A 15,324-nucleotide genomic window follows, 5' to 3' on the forward strand; every position below is an offset into this window, starting at 1 on the left:
CGGGCGGCTTCCCGTTTCTGTCAGGTAACTCCTTATGAGCCAAGCCCAACGTCAACTCAGCCTCGGTGCCTTCCTCATGGCCGGCGGGCACCATATCGCCGCCTGGCGTCATCCCGATGTGGTGGCCGACCCACTGGATTTCGCCCAGTACAAACGCGCCGCGCAGATCGCCGAAGCGGCCAAGTTCGATGCGCTGTTCGTCGCCGACAGCGTGGCGGCGTCCACCGACGCCATCGCCAGCCATACCGCGCGCTCGGTGTACTTCGAGCCGCTGACCCTGCTCGCCGCCCTCAGCGCGGTGACCGAGCGCATCGGTCTGATCAGCACCGTGACCACCAGCTACAACGAGCCCTACCACGTGGCGCGCAAGTTCGCCTCGCTGGATCACCTGTCCGGTGGCCGCTCCGGCTGGAATCTGGTGACTTCCGATGCTGCCGCCGAGGCCTATAACTTCGGCCGCGACGCGCACATTCCGCATGCCGAGCGCTACGCCCGCGCCCGCGAGTTCCAGCAGGTGGTCACCGGCCTGTGGGACAGCTGGGCGGATGACGCCTTCAGCCGCGACAAGGCCAGCGGGCAGTTCTACGACCCGGCCAAGCTAAATGTGCTCAATCACCAGGGCGAACACTTCCGTGTGCAGGGCCCGCTCAACGTCGCCCGCTCGCCCCAGGGCCGGCCGGTGATCGTGCAGGCCGGCTCCTCGGAAACCGGTCGCGAACTGGCGGCGGAAACCGCCGAAGTGGTGTTCACCGCACAGACCTCGCTGGCCAAGGCGCAGGCCTTCTACGCCGACATCAAGGGCCGACTGGCCAAGTTCGGTCGCGGCGAGGATGAGCTGAAGATCATGCCCGGCGTGTTCGTCGTGGTGGGGCAGAGTGAAGGCGAGGCGTGGGCCAAGTTCGAACAGTTCCAGGACTTGGTTGAACCCGCCGTAGGCGTTGCGCTGCTCGGCCGTATGCTGGGTAACTTTGATCTGTCCACTTACCCGCTGGATGGGCCGTTGCCCGAGCTGCCACTGACGGACAGTGGCCAGCAGAGCCGGCAGAAATTACTCACCGAACTGGCCGGCGCGGAAAGCCTCACGCTCGGTCAACTCGGCCGGCGCATTGCCGGTGGACGGGGGCATTTCAGCCTGATCGGTACTGCCGCGCAGATTGCCGATCAGATGCAGCAATGGTTCGAGCAGGGTGCCGCCGACGGCTTCAATATTCTGGTGCCACATCTGCCCGCTGGGCTTGAGGACTTTGCCACTCATGTGGTGCCCGAATTGCAGTGCCGTGGGCTGTTTCGCCGCGACTACAGCGGCAGCACCTTGCGTGAGCACCTGGGCCTGGCACGCCCGGATAATCGGCATTTCGCAGGTGCCGAGTAATGCATAGCTGGCGCGCCGCATGCACCCGGCAGCTGTGCCTGGCCTTACCGGTTGCGGCAATCGGTCGCTTGGCTGCCGCCTGGCCAATCGTACCGCTCAGCGTTGCCCGCGCATGGGCCCTTATCGATCAGTACCTCAAAGGCCCGAACCGCAGCACCCCGGGGCTGGAAGTCCACCACCTGCCAGCCCAGGCTTCCTGACATTATTGAGCACGAGAACACGCCATGACGTATCACGCCTCTAGCACCCGTTACGACAGCATGCCGTACCGCCGCGTCGGCCGTTCCGGCTTGGTGTTGCCGGCCCTGTCCCTGGGCTTGTGGCACAACTTCGGTGACAGCACGCCGCTGAGTACCCAGCGCGAGTTGCTGCGTACGGCTTTCGATCTGGGCATCAACCACTTCGACCTGGCCAACAACTACGGCCCGCCCTACGGCAGCGCCGAGAGCAATTTCGGCCGCCTGCTCAAGGAGGATTTCCGCCAGCACCGCGACGAGCTGATCATCTCCACTAAGGCCGGCTGGGATATGTGGCCCGGCCCCTACGGCCAGGGCGGCAGCTCGCGCAAATACCTGCTCTCCAGCCTCGACCAGAGCCTGCAGCGCATGGGGCTGGACTATGTCGATATCTTCTACTCGCACCGTTTCGACCCCGATACACCCTTGGAAGAAACCGCCCACGCCCTGGCTAGCATCGTCGAGCAGGGCAAGGCGCTGTATATCGGCATTTCCTCTTATTCGCCCGGTAAAACCCGCGAGATTGCTGCGTTGCTCAAGGCGCGTGGGGTGCCGCTGCTGATCCATCAGCCGTCGTACAACCTGTTCAATCGCTGGATCGAGCAGGGCCTGCTGGATGCCACCGATGAGGTGGGGGCAGGGGTGATCGTCTTTACCGCACTGGCCCAGGGGCTGCTCAGCGACAAGTACCTCACCGGCATTCCCGCGGATGCGCGGGTCAATCGTCCCGGCGGCGGCTCGCTGCGTCCCGAGCATCTGTCAGATGACAATATCCGCCGTGCCCAGGCGCTTGACCGTATCGCCCAGCGCCGTGGCCAGAGCCTGGCGCAACTGGCTCTGGCCTGGACCCTGCGCGATCCACGGGTGAGCTCGGCGCTGATCGGTGCCAGCCGCCCCGAGCAGGTCATCGAGAACGTCGCCGCGCTGCAGCAACTCGATTTCAGCGCCGAAGAACTGGCCGAGATCGATCAGTATGCGGTCGAGGGTGGCATCAATCTGTGGGAAAAACCTTCAACCGATTGGCAGGACTGACCATGCAAAGATTTCATCTGATACTCACCTGGCTATTGATCGCCTGCGCACCACAGGCCTTGGCGAGCGACCCACAGAACCTGCGCATCGGTTACCAGAAGGGTTCGATCAGCCTGGTGCTGGCCAAACAGCATGGCCTGCTGGAGGCGCGCTTCCCCGACACGCCGATTCAGTGGATCGAATTTCCCGCAGGCCCGCAGATGCTCGAAGCGCTGAACGTCGGTAGCCTGGATATCGGCTCCACTGGTGACATCCCGCCGATCTTCGCCCAGGCCGCCGGGGCTGATCTGCTCTATGTCGGTGCCGAGCCGGCGAAACCCAAGGCCGAGGTAATCCTGGTCGCCAAAGACAGTCCGATCCAATCGGTGGCCGAGCTCAAGGGGCGCAAGGTAGCCCTGCAGAAAGGCTCCAGCGCGCACAATCTGCTGCTGCGGGTTTTGCAGCAGGCCGGTCTGAGCATTCAGGACGTGCAGCTGCTCTACCTGTCGCCTGCCGATGCGCGTGCTGCGTTCGAGCGCGGTAGTGTGGATGCCTGGGCGATCTGGGACCCGTTCTACTCGGCCATTGACCTTGAGGGACGGGCGCGCTTGTTGGCCAATGGTGAAGGCCTGGGCTTGACCGGGCCGTTCTACCTTGCAGCACGGCCTTATGCCGAGGCTCATGGGCCATTCGTACAGCAGTTGCTGAATGAGTTGAGCCAGGCCGAAAGCCTGACGCGTACGCATACCCAGCAGAGCATTGAACTGCTGGCTGCTTTTATGGGGCTGCCGCCGGCGGTGATCGAGCGCTCGTTCGAGCATCGTCCCGCCTCACCTATTGGCCCGGTCAGCGCTGAAATCATTGCGGCACAGCAGCACACAGCCGATCTGTTTTTACAGAACCGTCTGCTGCCCAAGCGTGTTGATGTCAGTGCTGCTGTGTGGCGACCCTAAGGCATTGATCAAAACGTATATTCTTTAAGGTTCTTTAAATAAAAGAATTAATTATTTTTTTGATATATGGGAAAGGCATAGAGTTGACCTCATTGCGGCGTAGCAGATCACCTGCCAAGCCCCGACTAGCCAACTAGAGGATGCGCCATGCCTGCTGTTGCTTCTGCCTCTGTACCCCCTGCTGTCGACACCCAGCGCCCGGAAGACTTGCGCGCGGTGTTGGCGATCAGTGCCGAACACCTGCTGGCCAGGGCCCGCGCTCGTGCCGAGCTCAATGGCCTTGCCTACGCCGGTAGTTTGTATCCGCCCGAGGCCTGGGCGCTGATCGAAGCGGGTGCGGTGCGCCTGGTTGATGTGCGCACCGCCGAGGAACTGAAGTTCGTCGGCCATGTGCCCGATGCCCTGCATGTGGCCTGGCAAACCGGCCCGGCCATGATCAAGAACCCGCGCTTTATCCGCGAGCTGGAAACCAAGGCTGGTCGCGATGTGGCCATCGTCCTGCTCTGCCGCAGTGGCAAGCGCTCGGCGGCTGCCGCGACGGCCGCTGCAGCCGCGGGTTTTGCCCAGGTCTTCAATGTGCTTGAGGGGTTTGAGGGCGACCTCGATACCCAACAGCAACGGGGTGACAGCGGTGGCTGGCGGCATTGGGGCCTGCCCTGGGTACAGGATTGAAACAGCTCCGTAACTGAATCCGCGCTTTTTATCTTTTTCTCGCGCCATGCTATGTCGCCGGCGTGCAAGGAACGCTCATGTCTGAAAAGCTCAAAGCCGCCCTCGAAGGGCTCAGCCCAACCCCGCTTGAAGCCGTGGTGCGCCCGGTGAACTGGCAGTTGGAGCAGATCGTCGACCAGTTGCGCGCAGTGCGCGCCGAGTGGCGCAGCAGTACCGGGCGGGCGCGTGAGCTGGGCGGGCGTGAGCTGCCTTCACGCCAGGCCATTGGCGAGATTCTGCAGGCCTTGAGCGGCGCGTTGTTCCCCATGCGTTTGGGGCCCAATGAACTGCGTGAGGAAAGTGAAGATTTCTACGTGGGCCATACCCTCGACACGGCATTGAACAGCCTGCTGGCCCAGGTGCGTCTGGAGCTGCGCTACGCCGCACGCTTGCGCGGCAAGGAAGCGCTGGATATCGAGCAGCATGCGGTGCAGGTGGTGCGCGACTTCGCCGCCAGCCTGCCCGAGCTGCGTCGCACCCTGGATCACGATGTGATCGCCGCCTTCAACGGCGACCCGGCCGCGCGAACGGTGGACGAAGTGCTGCTGTGCTACCCGGGCATCATCGCCGTGGTTCACCACCGCATTGCCCATCACCTCTACAAGGCTGATCTGACCTTGCTGGCTCGGATCATCGCCGAGCTGGCGCATTCCTCGACCGGTATCGACATCCACCCCGGTGCGCAGATCGGCAAGAGCTTCTTTATCGACCATGGCACCGGTGTGGTGATCGGCGAAACCGCGATCATTGGCGACCGTGTGCGCATCTACCAGGCCGTGACCCTGGGGGCGAAACGCTTTACCTCGGATGAGTTTGGCCAGCTGCACAAAGGCCAGCCGCGCCATCCGATTGTTGAAGACGATGTGGTGATCTACGCCGGGGCCACCATCCTCGGTCGCATCACCATCGGCAAAGGCTCCACCATCGGTGGAAACGTCTGGTTGACCCGCAGCGTGCCCCAAGGCAGCAACGTCAGCCAGGCGACCGTGCAACATCAGCCAGGCAACGCGGGGTAGTCGTATGACGAACCTTTCGGCCCTGCGCCATTTGGGCTGTTGCAGCAATACTCGCTAGCCGCGCCTCGGGCCTAGGCCGATGGCGCAATGAGCAGAGGATTGCCCAATAGCCAATCAATCAGACCTTTCGGAGTGATTCATGGCTGACAATCAGGAAGTACGCCTGGCGTTGGGCGATAACGCCGCCCGCCAACTGGCGAATGCGACAAAGACCGTACCGCAACTTTCCACCATCACCCCGCGCTGGCTGGTGCATCTGCTGCAGTGGACGCCGGTGGAGGCGGGCATCTTTCGTCTGAACAAGGTGAAGAACCCGCTGAATGTGCAGGTTGCCTGCTCGCAGCGTGACGAGTCGGCGCTGCCGCAGACCTTCGTCGACTACGAAGACCAGCCGCGCGAGTACTTCCTCAACGCGGTGAGCACCGTGCTGGACGTGCACACCCGTGTCTCCGACCTGTACAGCAGCCCGCACGATCAGATCCGCGAGCAGCTGCGCCTGACCATCGAGACGATCAAGGAGCGGCAGGAAAACGAGCTGATCAACAACCCGGAATACGGTCTGCTGGCCAGCGTCGATTCCACTCAGCGCATCTCCACCCTGACCGGCGCGCCGACCCCGGACGACCTCGACGAGCTGATCACCAAGGTGTGGAAAGAGCCGGCATTCTTCCTTGCCCACCCGCTGGCGATTGCTGCCTTCGGCCGTGAATGCACCCGTCGTGGCGTGCCGCCACCGACCATCAGTCTATTCGGCTCGCAGTTCCTCACCTGGCGCGGCTTGCCGCTGATTCCGTCGGACAAGGTGCCCATCGACGAAGACGGCAAGACCAAGATCCTGCTGCTGCGCGTCGGCGACAAGCGCCAGGGCGTGGTCGGCCTGTACCAGCCGGGCGTAGCCGGCGAGCAGAGCCCAGGGTTGTCGGTGCGCTTCATGGGGATCAACCGCAACGCCATCGCTTCCTACCTGATTTCGCTGTACTGCTCGCTGGCAGTGCTGACCGAGGATGCCCTGGCTGTGCTCGATGACGTGGAGGTCGGCAAGTACCATGACTATCCAGACACTTACAAGTAACCCGCAGCAAGACCCCGGCCTGCCGGATCTCGGCGCGCTGAGTCGCTTGGCCAATGAGTTCTTCGCCAGCTTGCCGGGTGGTGCCGCACCGTCCACGCAATCGGCTTCTGGCGCTTCGTTGACCAGCGGTACACCCACCCTGGCGGCCCATGAGGCACCCTTGCAACCTGCGCCGGCGGGTATCGCTGATGGTTATGACCTGGGTACGCCCGAGGCCTATACCGCAGCGATTCCCCAGGTCTATCCGGGTAGTTCGATTGCCGCACCGGCAGGTGGTGGCTCACCGGCTTCGCCGTTCTACTTTGTTGGTGAAAGCAGCCCCTACCAAGGGGCGGCGCAACCAACCAGTGGAGCGGGGCAGGTGCCGGAAAACCGCATGGATGCGCAGACCTTTGGCCTGCCGGGTGGCACTGAGCTGGGGCAGATCGTGCAGTCGATCCTGGCCAAGCAACAACCGCAGCCGGTCAGCGCTGCGCCCAGTGGGCAAAGCGCCGGGCAGTTCTACTTTCTCGACCCGGTTGGCGCGCCAGGCCTGGAAAAAGCGCCGGAAACGGCTGGCAAGCCGCAGCCGCAAGTGGCCTTTGATGTGCATGCGGTGCGTCGGGATTTCCCCATCCTACAGGAACGGGTCAATGGCAAGCCGCTGGTGTGGTTCGACAACGCCGCCACCACGCAGAAGCCCAGGCAGGTGATCGAGCGCATCAGCTACTTCTACGAGCACGAGAATTCCAACATCCACCGCGCCGCCCATGAACTGGCGGCGCGTGCCACCGACGCCTACGAGGGCGCACGGAGCAAGGCCGCGCGCTTTCTCGGCGCGCGCTCGGTGGAGGAGATCATCTTCGTGCGTGGCGCCACGGAAGGCATCAACCTGGTGGCCAATACCTTTGGCCGCAAGTACATCGGTGCTGGCGACGAGATCATCGTCTCGCACCTGGAGCATCACGCCAACATCGTGCCGTGGCAGCAACTGGCGGCCGAAGTCGGCGCGAAGCTGCGGGTGATTCCGGTGGACGACACCGGGCAGATCATCCTCGAGGAGTACGCCAAGCTGCTCTGCCCGCGCACCAAACTGGTGTCCATCACCCAGGTCTCCAACGCCCTGGGCACGGTGACGCCGGTGGCCGAGATCATCGGCCTGGCGCATGCGGTCGGCGCGCGGGTGCTGGTGGATGGCGCGCAATCGGTGTCGCACATGCGGGTCAACGTGCAGGCGCTGGATGCCGACTTCTTCGTGTTCTCCGGGCACAAGGTGTTCGGCCCCACGGGGATCGGCGTGGTCTATGGCAAGCGTGACCTGCTGGAGACGCTGCCGCCGTGGCAGGGTGGCGGCAATATGATTGCCGACGTGACCTTCGACAAGACTGTCTACCAACCCGCACCGGCGCGTTTCGAGGCCGGTACCGGCAACATCGCCGACGCGGTGGGCCTGGGTGCGGCGCTGGACTATGTCGAGCGCATCGGCCTGGAAAACATCTACCGCTACGAGCATGACCTGCTGGTGTATGCCACCCACGGTTTGCAGACCATTCCCGGTCTGCGTCTGATCGGCACTGCCGCGCATAAGGCCAGCGTGCTGTCCTTCGTGCTCGACGGCTACCGCACCGAGGAAGTCGGCGCGGCCCTCAACCGCGAGGGCATCGCCGTACGCTCCGGCCACCACTGCGCGCAGCCGATCCTGCGGCGCTTTGGCGTCGAAGCCACGGTGCGGCCGTCACTGGCGTTCTACAACACCTTCGGGGAAGTGGATCTGCTGGTGGATACCGTGCAGCGTCTGGCGCGTAATCGCCGTTAGGCATCTGCTGAAGCACGCGCAATAAAAATCCCCCTGACTGTTGTGGCCAGGGGGATTTTTTCAGATCTTTTTTGCTTCTAGTTCAGGCGCTCGCGGCCAAATCGGCTACCGGCACGGGCACCCTGATGGCGTGTTCGACGCTGATTCGCTGCAGCCGCTTATTCAGCGCTTCGTTCAGCCAGCCCTCCAGGTTCGAGTCGAGGCGGCTGAGCGGGTAATCACGCAACCGTCGTTGTTGCTCAGCATTACGATGGGGGCTGAAAGTCTGGTCGGAACACTCGCTCGCAGCTGGCGTAGAAGCTGTTGCCGTCGATCAGAGCAAAGGCTTTTCAGGCATGACCGTGGTGCCGACGAATACTGGCGGTGACCACTCCCCAGATCATCAGCTCGTCGCTGTCGAGCAGATGGCGGGGTGGGTAGTTGCAGTTCTCTGACAGGAGGCTGATTTGCTGGCCCGTTCGCGCTAGCCGTTTGACGAAGACCTCGCCATTGATTGCGGCAATGACGATATGGCCAGCAACGGCGGTGAGTGCCCGGCTGACGACCAGCACATCTTCGTCGAAGATTCCGGCATTGATCATGCTATCGCCCGACGCACGAGGTAAGTGTGGGCCGCGTCGATGTCCAGCAGGGCATTGAGGGACATTACCCGTTCCAGGTGATCGCCTGCCGGGCTGGGGAAACCCGCGGGCACTCGGGCGGAGAAGAGCGGCAACTGGCTGGTTGAGCTGCTTACGGGCTCGTGAGGGATCATGTAGGGCATGAGGAAACCCGGCAACTGTATTTATATACAGTTGTCGGGTAAATGCCTTATAGTCAATTGGCAGCCGGTGAATGGCCGACCCTGCCGATAGGGTGGATGGGGCCGCTAGCGATGTGGGCAACGTGTTCATGCCGGCACGCTTGAGAGCCCGCCCCGGGCTTGGCTGAATCTGGATCACGACTTCCTGACTTGAAGAGGTGCGCTCATGTGGCTTACGGGTTCGATTCTTGAAAATGCTCTGGTTGTAGCCGCTTTCGGTGGTGTGCTCCTGCTGCTGGCTCGGCTGGCTTATGGTCCCGCGGAAGCGGATGACCGGTCTGCCCGGGAATAGCCGGTGGTGAAGGTGGTGCTGCGCTCCGGTTCATTACCCGCAAGCAGGTAAGTGCCTGGTCCCGTTGGTCGCGGTGTTTTTCGCGCTATGCGCGAAGATGCCTGCGCATACCCTTGTCGGGCGGTATGAGTTGGGCGATATGGCTGGCTTTCGGGATGGGCTGGCCTGCGGCGGGTTTCCGGCCTCCACGGGCGGGTCCGCTTCAGTCGGGGTTTCGAGTGAAAGGTCGTGGACGAGGCATCCAGCATTTATCTGGAGTGCCTGAAGCTGACCAAGATTCGAGGCATCGCGGCCTTGAGGTGTTTTATCTCGCCAGGTTACGGCAGTTCATCCGCCAGATACTCGATCAGGCTGCGCACCGATGGCAGCAAGCCGCGCCGTGATGGGAATACGGCATGGACGATGCCGCTGCGTGGCGTCCAGTCCGGAACTATGTTCAGCAGGGTGCCTTGCTGCAAATCGTTGATCACCACCATATGCGGCAGTTGCACCACGCCAACCCCATGCAGGGCGGCCTGGCGCAGGGTCGCCATGTCATCCGTCACCATGCGTGGGCTGTGTGGCACCAGCGCGGTGGCGCCGTTTGGACCTTCCAGGCACCAGGCGTGGTCGCGGTTCGCCGGCCCCCAGTCGAGGCTGGGTAGTCCGCCGAGGTCGGCGGGTACCCGTGGCGTAATCCGGTTGTGCAGGAATGCGGGGCTGGCCACCAGCCGTTGCGGGCTTTCTCTGAGTACCCGCATCACCAGGTCGCTGTCCTCCAGCGGTGGAAAGCGCACCCGCAGGGCAATATCCAGGCCTTCGGCGATGACATCGACCCGTCGATCGGTGGCCTCAATGTGCACCTGTACCCGAGGGTTTTCCACCATGAAGCGGCTGACGACAGCGCCCACCTGAAAGTTCAGCAATGCGGTCGGGCAACTCATCCTGACAATGCCTTGCGGTTCTGAGCGGGTTCGCTCGATCACCTCCCGTGCGGCATCGGCCTCGATCAGCATGGCGACGCAGTGGCGGTAATACTCCTGACCGATCTCGGTGACCGAAAAGTGCCGAGTGGAGCGCTGAAGCAGACGCACACCAAGGCGCTCTTCCAGCAGGGCGATGCGCCGGCTCAGTTTCGACTTGGGGGTGTTCAGCGCACGTCCGGCCGGGGCGAAGCCGCCATGTTCCACCACCTGGGCGTAGAAGTAGAGGTCGTTCAGGTCGTCCATTGCGCGTTCATCGTTCACCAAATAGAACGCTGAGAGTAAAACATTGGCTCTACCGAGCACAGTGTTGCGCACCTATTGTTATCTCCATTGGTTCAAAGGAGAGCGCTATGAAAAAGATCCTCGGTATCTACAGCAGCCCTAAACAGCATTGGGTCGGCGATGGTTTTCCGGTGCGTACGCTGTTTTCCTACGACAGCCTGGGGCAGCACACCAGCCCGTTCCTGCTGCTGGACTACGCTGGCCCGACCGACTTCACCCCGACCCAGCGGCCGCGTGGTGTCGCTCAGCACCCGCATCGCGGTTTTGAAACGGTGACCATCGTCTATCAGGGCGAGCTGGAGCACCGTGACTCGACCGGCAGCGGCGGGCGCATCGGGCCCGGTGATGTGCAGTGGATGACGGCGGCGTCAGGCATCCTTCATGAAGAGTTCCATTCCCAGGCATTCACCCGCACGGGTGGCACCCTGGAAATGGTGCAGCTGTGGGTGAACCTGCCGGCCAAGGACAAACTGGCCGAGCCGGGCTACCAGACTATTCTCGACCAGGACATTCCGCTCGTGCGGCTGCCAGACGCCGCCGGCAGCTTGCGCCTGATTGCCGGGGAGTACGCCGGTCACAAGGGCCCGGCGCGCACCTTCACGGCGATGGATGTCTGGGATATTCGTCTGCATGCCGGCAAGCGCGTCGTGCTCGACCTGCCGAAAGGCCGCACCGCCGCGTTGATCGTTCTGCGTGGCAGCGTGCTGGTCAATGGTGCGCAGGTGGCGCGGGAGGCGCAGATGGTGTTGCTCGATCGCGCTGGCGACGAACTGGAGCTGGAGGCCAACAACGATGCCATGGTTCTGCTGCTGGATGGCGAGCCCATCGACGAACCTATCGTCGGTTACGGCCCCTTCGTGATGAACAGCCAAGCGGAAATCGAGCAGGCACTAGAGGACTTCAATAGCGGAAGTTTCGGACGAATGAGCCACTGATGTCCCTATTCTGGACAGGGTGGCTGACTAGTCTGGATAGACCAGTTCGCACCGATGGCGTGAATCGCATCGGTCGGCTCGCCTTATTCAGCCGCTGCGTCCTCTGCAACATCAACCTGCCACGAGGAAATGCACAATGAACACCTTCGCTAATGTCGCCAACTTCAATGGCCAGAAGCCAATGATCGATCCCGCTGACACGGCCATGTTGTTGATCGACCATCAAAGCGGTTTGTTCCAGATCGTCAAGGACATCGACCTGCCACAGCTGCGGGCCAATGTCATCGCGCTGGCCAAGGCGGCCAACCTGCTGAAGATGCCGGTGATTACCACTGCTTCAGTACCGCAGGGGCCGAACGGCCCGCTGATTCCGGAGATCCACCAATCGGCCCCCGAGGCGCAATACGTCGCCCGCAAAGGTGAAATCAATGCCTGGGACTGTCCTGAGTTCGTCGCGGCGGTGGAGGCCACGGGCAAGAAGACCCTGGTGATCGCCGGCACCATCACCAGCGTTTGCCTGGCCTTCCCGAGCATCAGCGCGGTCGCTGCCGGTTACAAGGTGTTTGCCGTGGTGGATGCTTCCGGCACCGTGTCGAAAATGGCCTCCGACCTGACGATCGCTCGACTGACCCAGGCCGGTGTTGTGCCGATCGACACCATGGGCACGCTCTCCGAACTCCAGGGCTCCTGGAATCGCCCGGATGCCGAGCAGTGGGCCGCGGTGTACGCCCAAGCCATGCCGCATTACCAGCTGCTGATCGAAAGCTACCTCAAGGCCCAGGCGGTGGTGAGCAATCACGAGACGCTGGACTCGCAACGCAAATAATCCCTGGGCGAGGGCTCAGGCGCTTGCCTGCTCACTCCGCCCGGCATGACCCGCAGCAGTCGATGAGCCTCGGCTCATCGTTAGCAGGACCCCGCGTCGACCTCCTTGCCAGTGTGCAATCGGGTTGGCGAACTTCCCTGAAAGTGATGCAAGGAGATTGATCATGAGCACTCCCTACAAACGTCTCGACAAGGACCAGGCCGCGGTACTGCTGGTGGATCACCAGACGGGTCTGTTGTCGCTGGTACGCGACATCGATCCAGACAAGTTCAAGAACAACGTGCTGGCTTTGGCCGACCTGGCCAAGTACTTCAAGCTGCCGACCATTCTCACCACCAGCTTCGAGAGTGGTCCCAACGGCCCGCTGGTGCCCGAGTTGAAGGCATTGTTCCCCGATGCGCCTTACATCGCCCGCCCTGGTCAGATCAACGCCTGGGACAACGAAGACTTCGTCAAGGCCGTGAAGGCCACCGGCAAGAAGCAACTGATCATTGCCGGCGTGGTTACCGAGGTTTGCGTGGCTTTCCCGGCACTCTCGGCCATCGAAGCGGGCTTTGAGGTGTTCGTGGTCACCGATGCTTCGGGTACCTTCAATGAGGTCACCCGTGAGTCGGCCTGGCATCGGATGAACGCTGCCGGTGCGCAACTGATGACCTGGTTCGGTCTGGCTTGCGAGCTGCACCGGGATTGGCGCAACGATATCGAAGGGCTGGGTACGCTGTTCTCCAACCACATCCCGGATTATCGCAACCTGATCACCAGTTACACCACGCTCACCGCCGGTAAGTGAGGCCCTGAGCACTCTCGCTGTGGGCGAACAGGCGAGGGTATGTGTCAACACAGAAGCCCTTTACCTTCGGTAAAGGGTTTTTTGGCATGCCCGCTGGCCGCGCAGAGCCGTGATGCCAGGGGTTGTGGCCATCGCTGCGGATTACCGATCGGGCTGCGCTTCACTGATAATCGGAACCGAGGCGCCCGAAGCCGATGCGCGGTTGCTGGGTTTTGCTTGCGATAGAAAGAATCAGAAGACGCAAAGGGGACGTTGAGCGTGGAGCATGGCGATAGTTTTCTGCAGTCGGGGGTGATTTTCCTGCTGGCGGCGGTGTTGGTTGTACCGCTGGCCAAACGCCTGCAATTGGGCGCTGTGCTGGGCTATCTGTTGGCGGGTGTGCTGATCGGCCCTTCGGTGCTGAAGCTGATCGGCAACCCGGAGAGTGTCGCTCAAATCTCCGAGCTGGGCGTCGTGCTGTTGTTGTTCATCATTGGCCTGGAGCTGTCGCCACGGCGTCTTTGGGTGATGCGCAAGTCGGTATTCGGTGTCGGTCTTGCGCAGGTGCTGCTGACGGCCTTGGTCATCGGCGGCGTCGCGCTGCTGGGCTTTGCGCAGCCGCTGAACAGCGCCGTGGTGCTCGGCCTTGGGCTGGCGCTTTCGTCCACCGCGTTTGGTCTGCAGATCCTCGCCGAGCGCAAGGAGCTCACCCGGCCGCATGGTCGCCTGGCTTTTGCCATTCTGTTGTTCCAGGACATCGCGGCCATTCCGCTGATCGCCATGCTTCCCTTGCTCAGCGGGGCTTACAGCAGCGGCGCATCGGGCAACGAGGTCGAGCAACTGCTGAAGGTGCTGGGCAGCATCGCGGTCGTGGTGGTGGGTGGGCGCTATCTGCTGCGGCCGGTATTTCGCGTTGTCGCCAAAACCGGCCTGCAAGAAGTCTCGACGGCCACCGCGCTGCTGGTGGTGATGGGCACTGCCTGGTTGATGGAACTCGCTGGGGTGTCGATGGCGCTGGGCGCCTTCCTCGCGGGGTTGCTGTTGGCGGACTCGGAATATCGGCACGAACTGGAAGCGCAGATCGAACCCTTCAAGGGCCTGCTGCTCGGGCTGTTTTTCATCAGTGTGGGCATGACCGCGGATATCCGCTTGCTGCTGAGCGCGCCAGGCCTGGTGCTGGGGCTTACCGCGCTGCTGATGCTGTTGAAGTTGCCCTTGTTGTACCTGGTGGGGCGTTTATTTGGCGGGCTGGACCGGCAGGCCGCGCTGCGTCTGGGCCTGGTGCTCGCCGCCGGTGGTGAGTTCGCGTTCGTGGTGTTCAAGATGGCCCGCGAGCAGGGCTTGTTCACTGGCCAGGTACATGGGCTGCTGGTGCTCGCCATCACCCTGTCGATGGCGTTGACGCCGTTGCTGCTGTTACTGCTGGGACGGCTGATCAAGCCCAAGCCGGCTGCGGCAACCGAGCCGCCGGCGGAGTACACCGAGATCGACAGTGATGTGCCGCGTGTGGTGATCGCCGGTATCGGCCGTATGGGGCAGATCATCGCGCGCGTGCTGCGTGCGCAGCGGGTGCCTTTTGTGGCGCTGGATACCTCGGTCGAGAGTGTCGCGTATTCCCGCAGCCTGGGCCGCATGCCGATCTTTTATGGTGACCCCCTGCGCCCGGAAATCCTCCGTGCCGCCCAGGTCGATAAGGCCGAATTCTTCATCGTGGCGACCGATAACCCGCAAACCAATATCGAAACCGCTCGTCTGGTTCGCCAGTTGTACCCGCATATGAAAATCATCGCGCGCGCTCGCAACCGTCAGCATGTTCACCACTTGTTGGATCTGGAGGCGCGCCCGGTGCGGGAAACCTTCCACTCGAGCCTGGAAATGAGCCGCCAGATCCTGCTGGAGCTTGGGCTCAGCGAAGAGCAGGCCGCCGCGCGGATCAGGCGTTTTCAGCGGCATGACGAAGAGGTGCTCAGGCAGCAGCATCTGGTCTATGACGATGCCGCCGCGGTCATACAAACCGCCCGCGAGGCGCGTGCCGAGCTGGAAAACCTGTTCGAGACGGATGTCCTCGAGGACAGGGGCGCGCTCAAGGTAACGCGCTAGTGGCGTGCCTGATACTCCATGGGTTTTGGCGCTGGGTCGGCTGCCAAGCGATGCAAAACAAAGTTTAGTGTTTGGTCAACTGAACATAGATAGAAGTAGATTTAACAGCGCTTAACCCTTGTGTGACTCTGTCAACCACAGGCATGCCTTGGGCCCTTTACCTCAAGCAGCGTGGCGACCGGGATAT

General features: G+C 62.3%; 14 protein-coding genes and 1 pseudogene. 12 read left to right on the forward strand and 3 right to left on the reverse strand.

Annotated elements, in window-relative coordinates; genetic code table 11:
- Window positions 1-34: 34 nt before the first annotated feature.
- The 8 genes from AC3IYG_RS09665 (at window position 35) to AC3IYG_RS09700 (ending at window position 8,166) form a co-directional block, all read left to right on the forward strand.
- A complete protein-coding gene (locus AC3IYG_RS09665; RefSeq protein WP_489313547.1) occupies window positions 35-1,372 on the forward strand; it encodes an LLM class flavin-dependent oxidoreductase in 1,338 nt (445 codons plus the stop codon).
- Window positions 1,372-1,572, forward strand: a complete 201-nt coding sequence (locus AC3IYG_RS09670; RefSeq protein WP_489313548.1) for a hypothetical protein — start codon at window positions 1,372-1,374, stop codon at window positions 1,570-1,572. Before AC3IYG_RS09665 ends, AC3IYG_RS09670 begins: the two co-directional genes overlap by 1 nt.
- A gap of 24 nt (window positions 1,573-1,596) precedes the next feature.
- The gene (gene mgrA, locus AC3IYG_RS09675; RefSeq protein WP_489313549.1) at window positions 1,597-2,640 is read left to right on the forward strand and encodes an L-glyceraldehyde 3-phosphate reductase; all 1,044 of its coding nucleotides are present in this window, start codon (window positions 1,597-1,599) and stop codon (window positions 2,638-2,640) included.
- A gap of 2 nt (window positions 2,641-2,642) precedes the next feature.
- On the forward strand, window positions 2,643-3,572 hold the full coding sequence (locus AC3IYG_RS09680; protein WP_489313550.1) for a sulfonate ABC transporter substrate-binding protein: 930 nt from the start codon (window positions 2,643-2,645) through the stop codon (window positions 3,570-3,572).
- Between the two features lie 147 nt (window positions 3,573-3,719).
- A complete protein-coding gene (locus AC3IYG_RS09685) occupies window positions 3,720-4,244 on the forward strand; it encodes a rhodanese-like domain-containing protein (RefSeq protein ID WP_489313551.1) in 525 nt (174 codons plus the stop codon).
- Between the two features lie 77 nt (window positions 4,245-4,321).
- Window positions 4,322-5,299, forward strand: coding sequence for a serine O-acetyltransferase EpsC (epsC, locus tag AC3IYG_RS09690; RefSeq protein ID WP_489313552.1), 978 nt, complete (start codon window positions 4,322-4,324; stop codon window positions 5,297-5,299).
- Between the two features lie 139 nt (window positions 5,300-5,438).
- A complete protein-coding gene (locus AC3IYG_RS09695; protein WP_489313553.1) occupies window positions 5,439-6,371 on the forward strand; it encodes a family 2A encapsulin nanocompartment shell protein in 933 nt (310 codons plus the stop codon).
- Window positions 6,346-8,166 (forward strand): family 2A encapsulin nanocompartment cargo protein cysteine desulfurase, encoded by a 1,821-nt coding sequence (locus AC3IYG_RS09700; RefSeq protein WP_489313554.1) that lies wholly within the window; start codon window positions 6,346-6,348, stop codon window positions 8,164-8,166. Before AC3IYG_RS09695 ends, AC3IYG_RS09700 begins: the two co-directional genes overlap by 26 nt.
- An 82-nt stretch (window positions 8,167-8,248) precedes the next feature.
- Here AC3IYG_RS09700 and AC3IYG_RS09705 read toward each other — a convergent pair whose 3' ends face one another.
- The 3 genes and pseudogenes from AC3IYG_RS09705 to AC3IYG_RS09715 form a co-directional block, all read right to left on the reverse strand.
- Window positions 8,249-8,392 (reverse strand): hypothetical protein, encoded by a 144-nt coding sequence (locus tag AC3IYG_RS09705; protein WP_489313555.1) that lies wholly within the window; start codon window positions 8,390-8,392, stop codon window positions 8,249-8,251.
- Between the two features lie 103 nt (window positions 8,393-8,495).
- Window positions 8,496-8,920: pseudogene (locus AC3IYG_RS09710) on the reverse strand (LexA family protein).
- Window positions 8,921-9,577: 657 nt separating this feature from the next.
- Window positions 9,578-10,468 carry a LysR family transcriptional regulator gene (locus AC3IYG_RS09715; protein ID WP_489313556.1) on the reverse strand — a complete coding sequence of 297 codons (891 nt, stop codon included), beginning with the start codon at window positions 10,466-10,468 and terminating at the stop codon, window positions 9,578-9,580.
- A gap of 107 nt (window positions 10,469-10,575) precedes the next feature.
- Here AC3IYG_RS09715 and AC3IYG_RS09720 point away from each other — a divergent pair, with 107 nt between their 5' ends.
- The 4 genes from AC3IYG_RS09720 to AC3IYG_RS09735 all read left to right on the forward strand — a co-directional run bounded on the left by AC3IYG_RS09720 (window position 10,576) and on the right by AC3IYG_RS09735 (window position 15,137).
- Window positions 10,576-11,442, forward strand: a complete 867-nt coding sequence (locus tag AC3IYG_RS09720; RefSeq protein ID WP_489313557.1) for a pirin family protein — start codon at window positions 10,576-10,578, stop codon at window positions 11,440-11,442.
- 136 nt (window positions 11,443-11,578) lie between these two features.
- Window positions 11,579-12,268, forward strand: coding sequence for a hydrolase (locus AC3IYG_RS09725; protein ID WP_489313558.1), 690 nt, complete (start codon window positions 11,579-11,581; stop codon window positions 12,266-12,268).
- A gap of 163 nt (window positions 12,269-12,431) precedes the next feature.
- Window positions 12,432-13,058: an isochorismate family cysteine hydrolase YcaC gene (gene ycaC / locus AC3IYG_RS09730; RefSeq protein ID WP_489313559.1), complete on the forward strand. Its 627-nt coding sequence runs from the start codon at window positions 12,432-12,434 to the stop codon at window positions 13,056-13,058.
- Window positions 13,059-13,316: 258 nt separating this feature from the next.
- Complete coding sequence (locus AC3IYG_RS09735; protein ID WP_489313560.1) at window positions 13,317-15,137, forward strand: monovalent cation:proton antiporter-2 (CPA2) family protein; 1,821 nt, start codon at window positions 13,317-13,319, stop codon at window positions 15,135-15,137.
- Window positions 15,138-15,324: the final 187 nt, after the last annotated feature.

Source organism: Pseudomonas sp. KH_027 (assembly GCF_057838565.1).

Bases quoted from the DNA above. Each gene is read 5' to 3' on its own strand.
- AC3IYG_RS09665 (WP_489313547.1), top strand. From the start codon at position 35: ATGAGCCAAGCCCAACGTCAACTCAGCCTCGGTGCCTTCCTCATGGCC.
- AC3IYG_RS09670 (WP_489313548.1), top strand. From the start codon at position 1,372: ATGCATAGCTGGCGCGCCGCATGCACCCGGCAGCTGTGCCTGGCCTTA.
- mgrA (WP_489313549.1), top strand. From the start codon at position 1,597: ATGACGTATCACGCCTCTAGCACCCGTTACGACAGCATGCCGTACCGC.
- AC3IYG_RS09680 (WP_489313550.1), top strand. From the start codon at position 2,643: ATGCAAAGATTTCATCTGATACTCACCTGGCTATTGATCGCCTGCGCA.
- AC3IYG_RS09685 (WP_489313551.1), top strand. From the start codon at position 3,720: ATGCCTGCTGTTGCTTCTGCCTCTGTACCCCCTGCTGTCGACACCCAG.
- epsC (WP_489313552.1), top strand. From the start codon at position 4,322: ATGTCTGAAAAGCTCAAAGCCGCCCTCGAAGGGCTCAGCCCAACCCCG.
- AC3IYG_RS09695 (WP_489313553.1), top strand. From the start codon at position 5,439: ATGGCTGACAATCAGGAAGTACGCCTGGCGTTGGGCGATAACGCCGCC.
- AC3IYG_RS09700 (WP_489313554.1), top strand. From the start codon at position 6,346: ATGACTATCCAGACACTTACAAGTAACCCGCAGCAAGACCCCGGCCTG.
- AC3IYG_RS09715 (WP_489313556.1), bottom strand. From the start codon at position 10,468: ATGGACGACCTGAACGACCTCTACTTCTACGCCCAGGTGGTGGAACAT.
- AC3IYG_RS09720 (WP_489313557.1), top strand. From the start codon at position 10,576: ATGAAAAAGATCCTCGGTATCTACAGCAGCCCTAAACAGCATTGGGTC.
- AC3IYG_RS09725 (WP_489313558.1), top strand. From the start codon at position 11,579: ATGAACACCTTCGCTAATGTCGCCAACTTCAATGGCCAGAAGCCAATG.
- ycaC (WP_489313559.1), top strand. From the start codon at position 12,432: ATGAGCACTCCCTACAAACGTCTCGACAAGGACCAGGCCGCGGTACTG.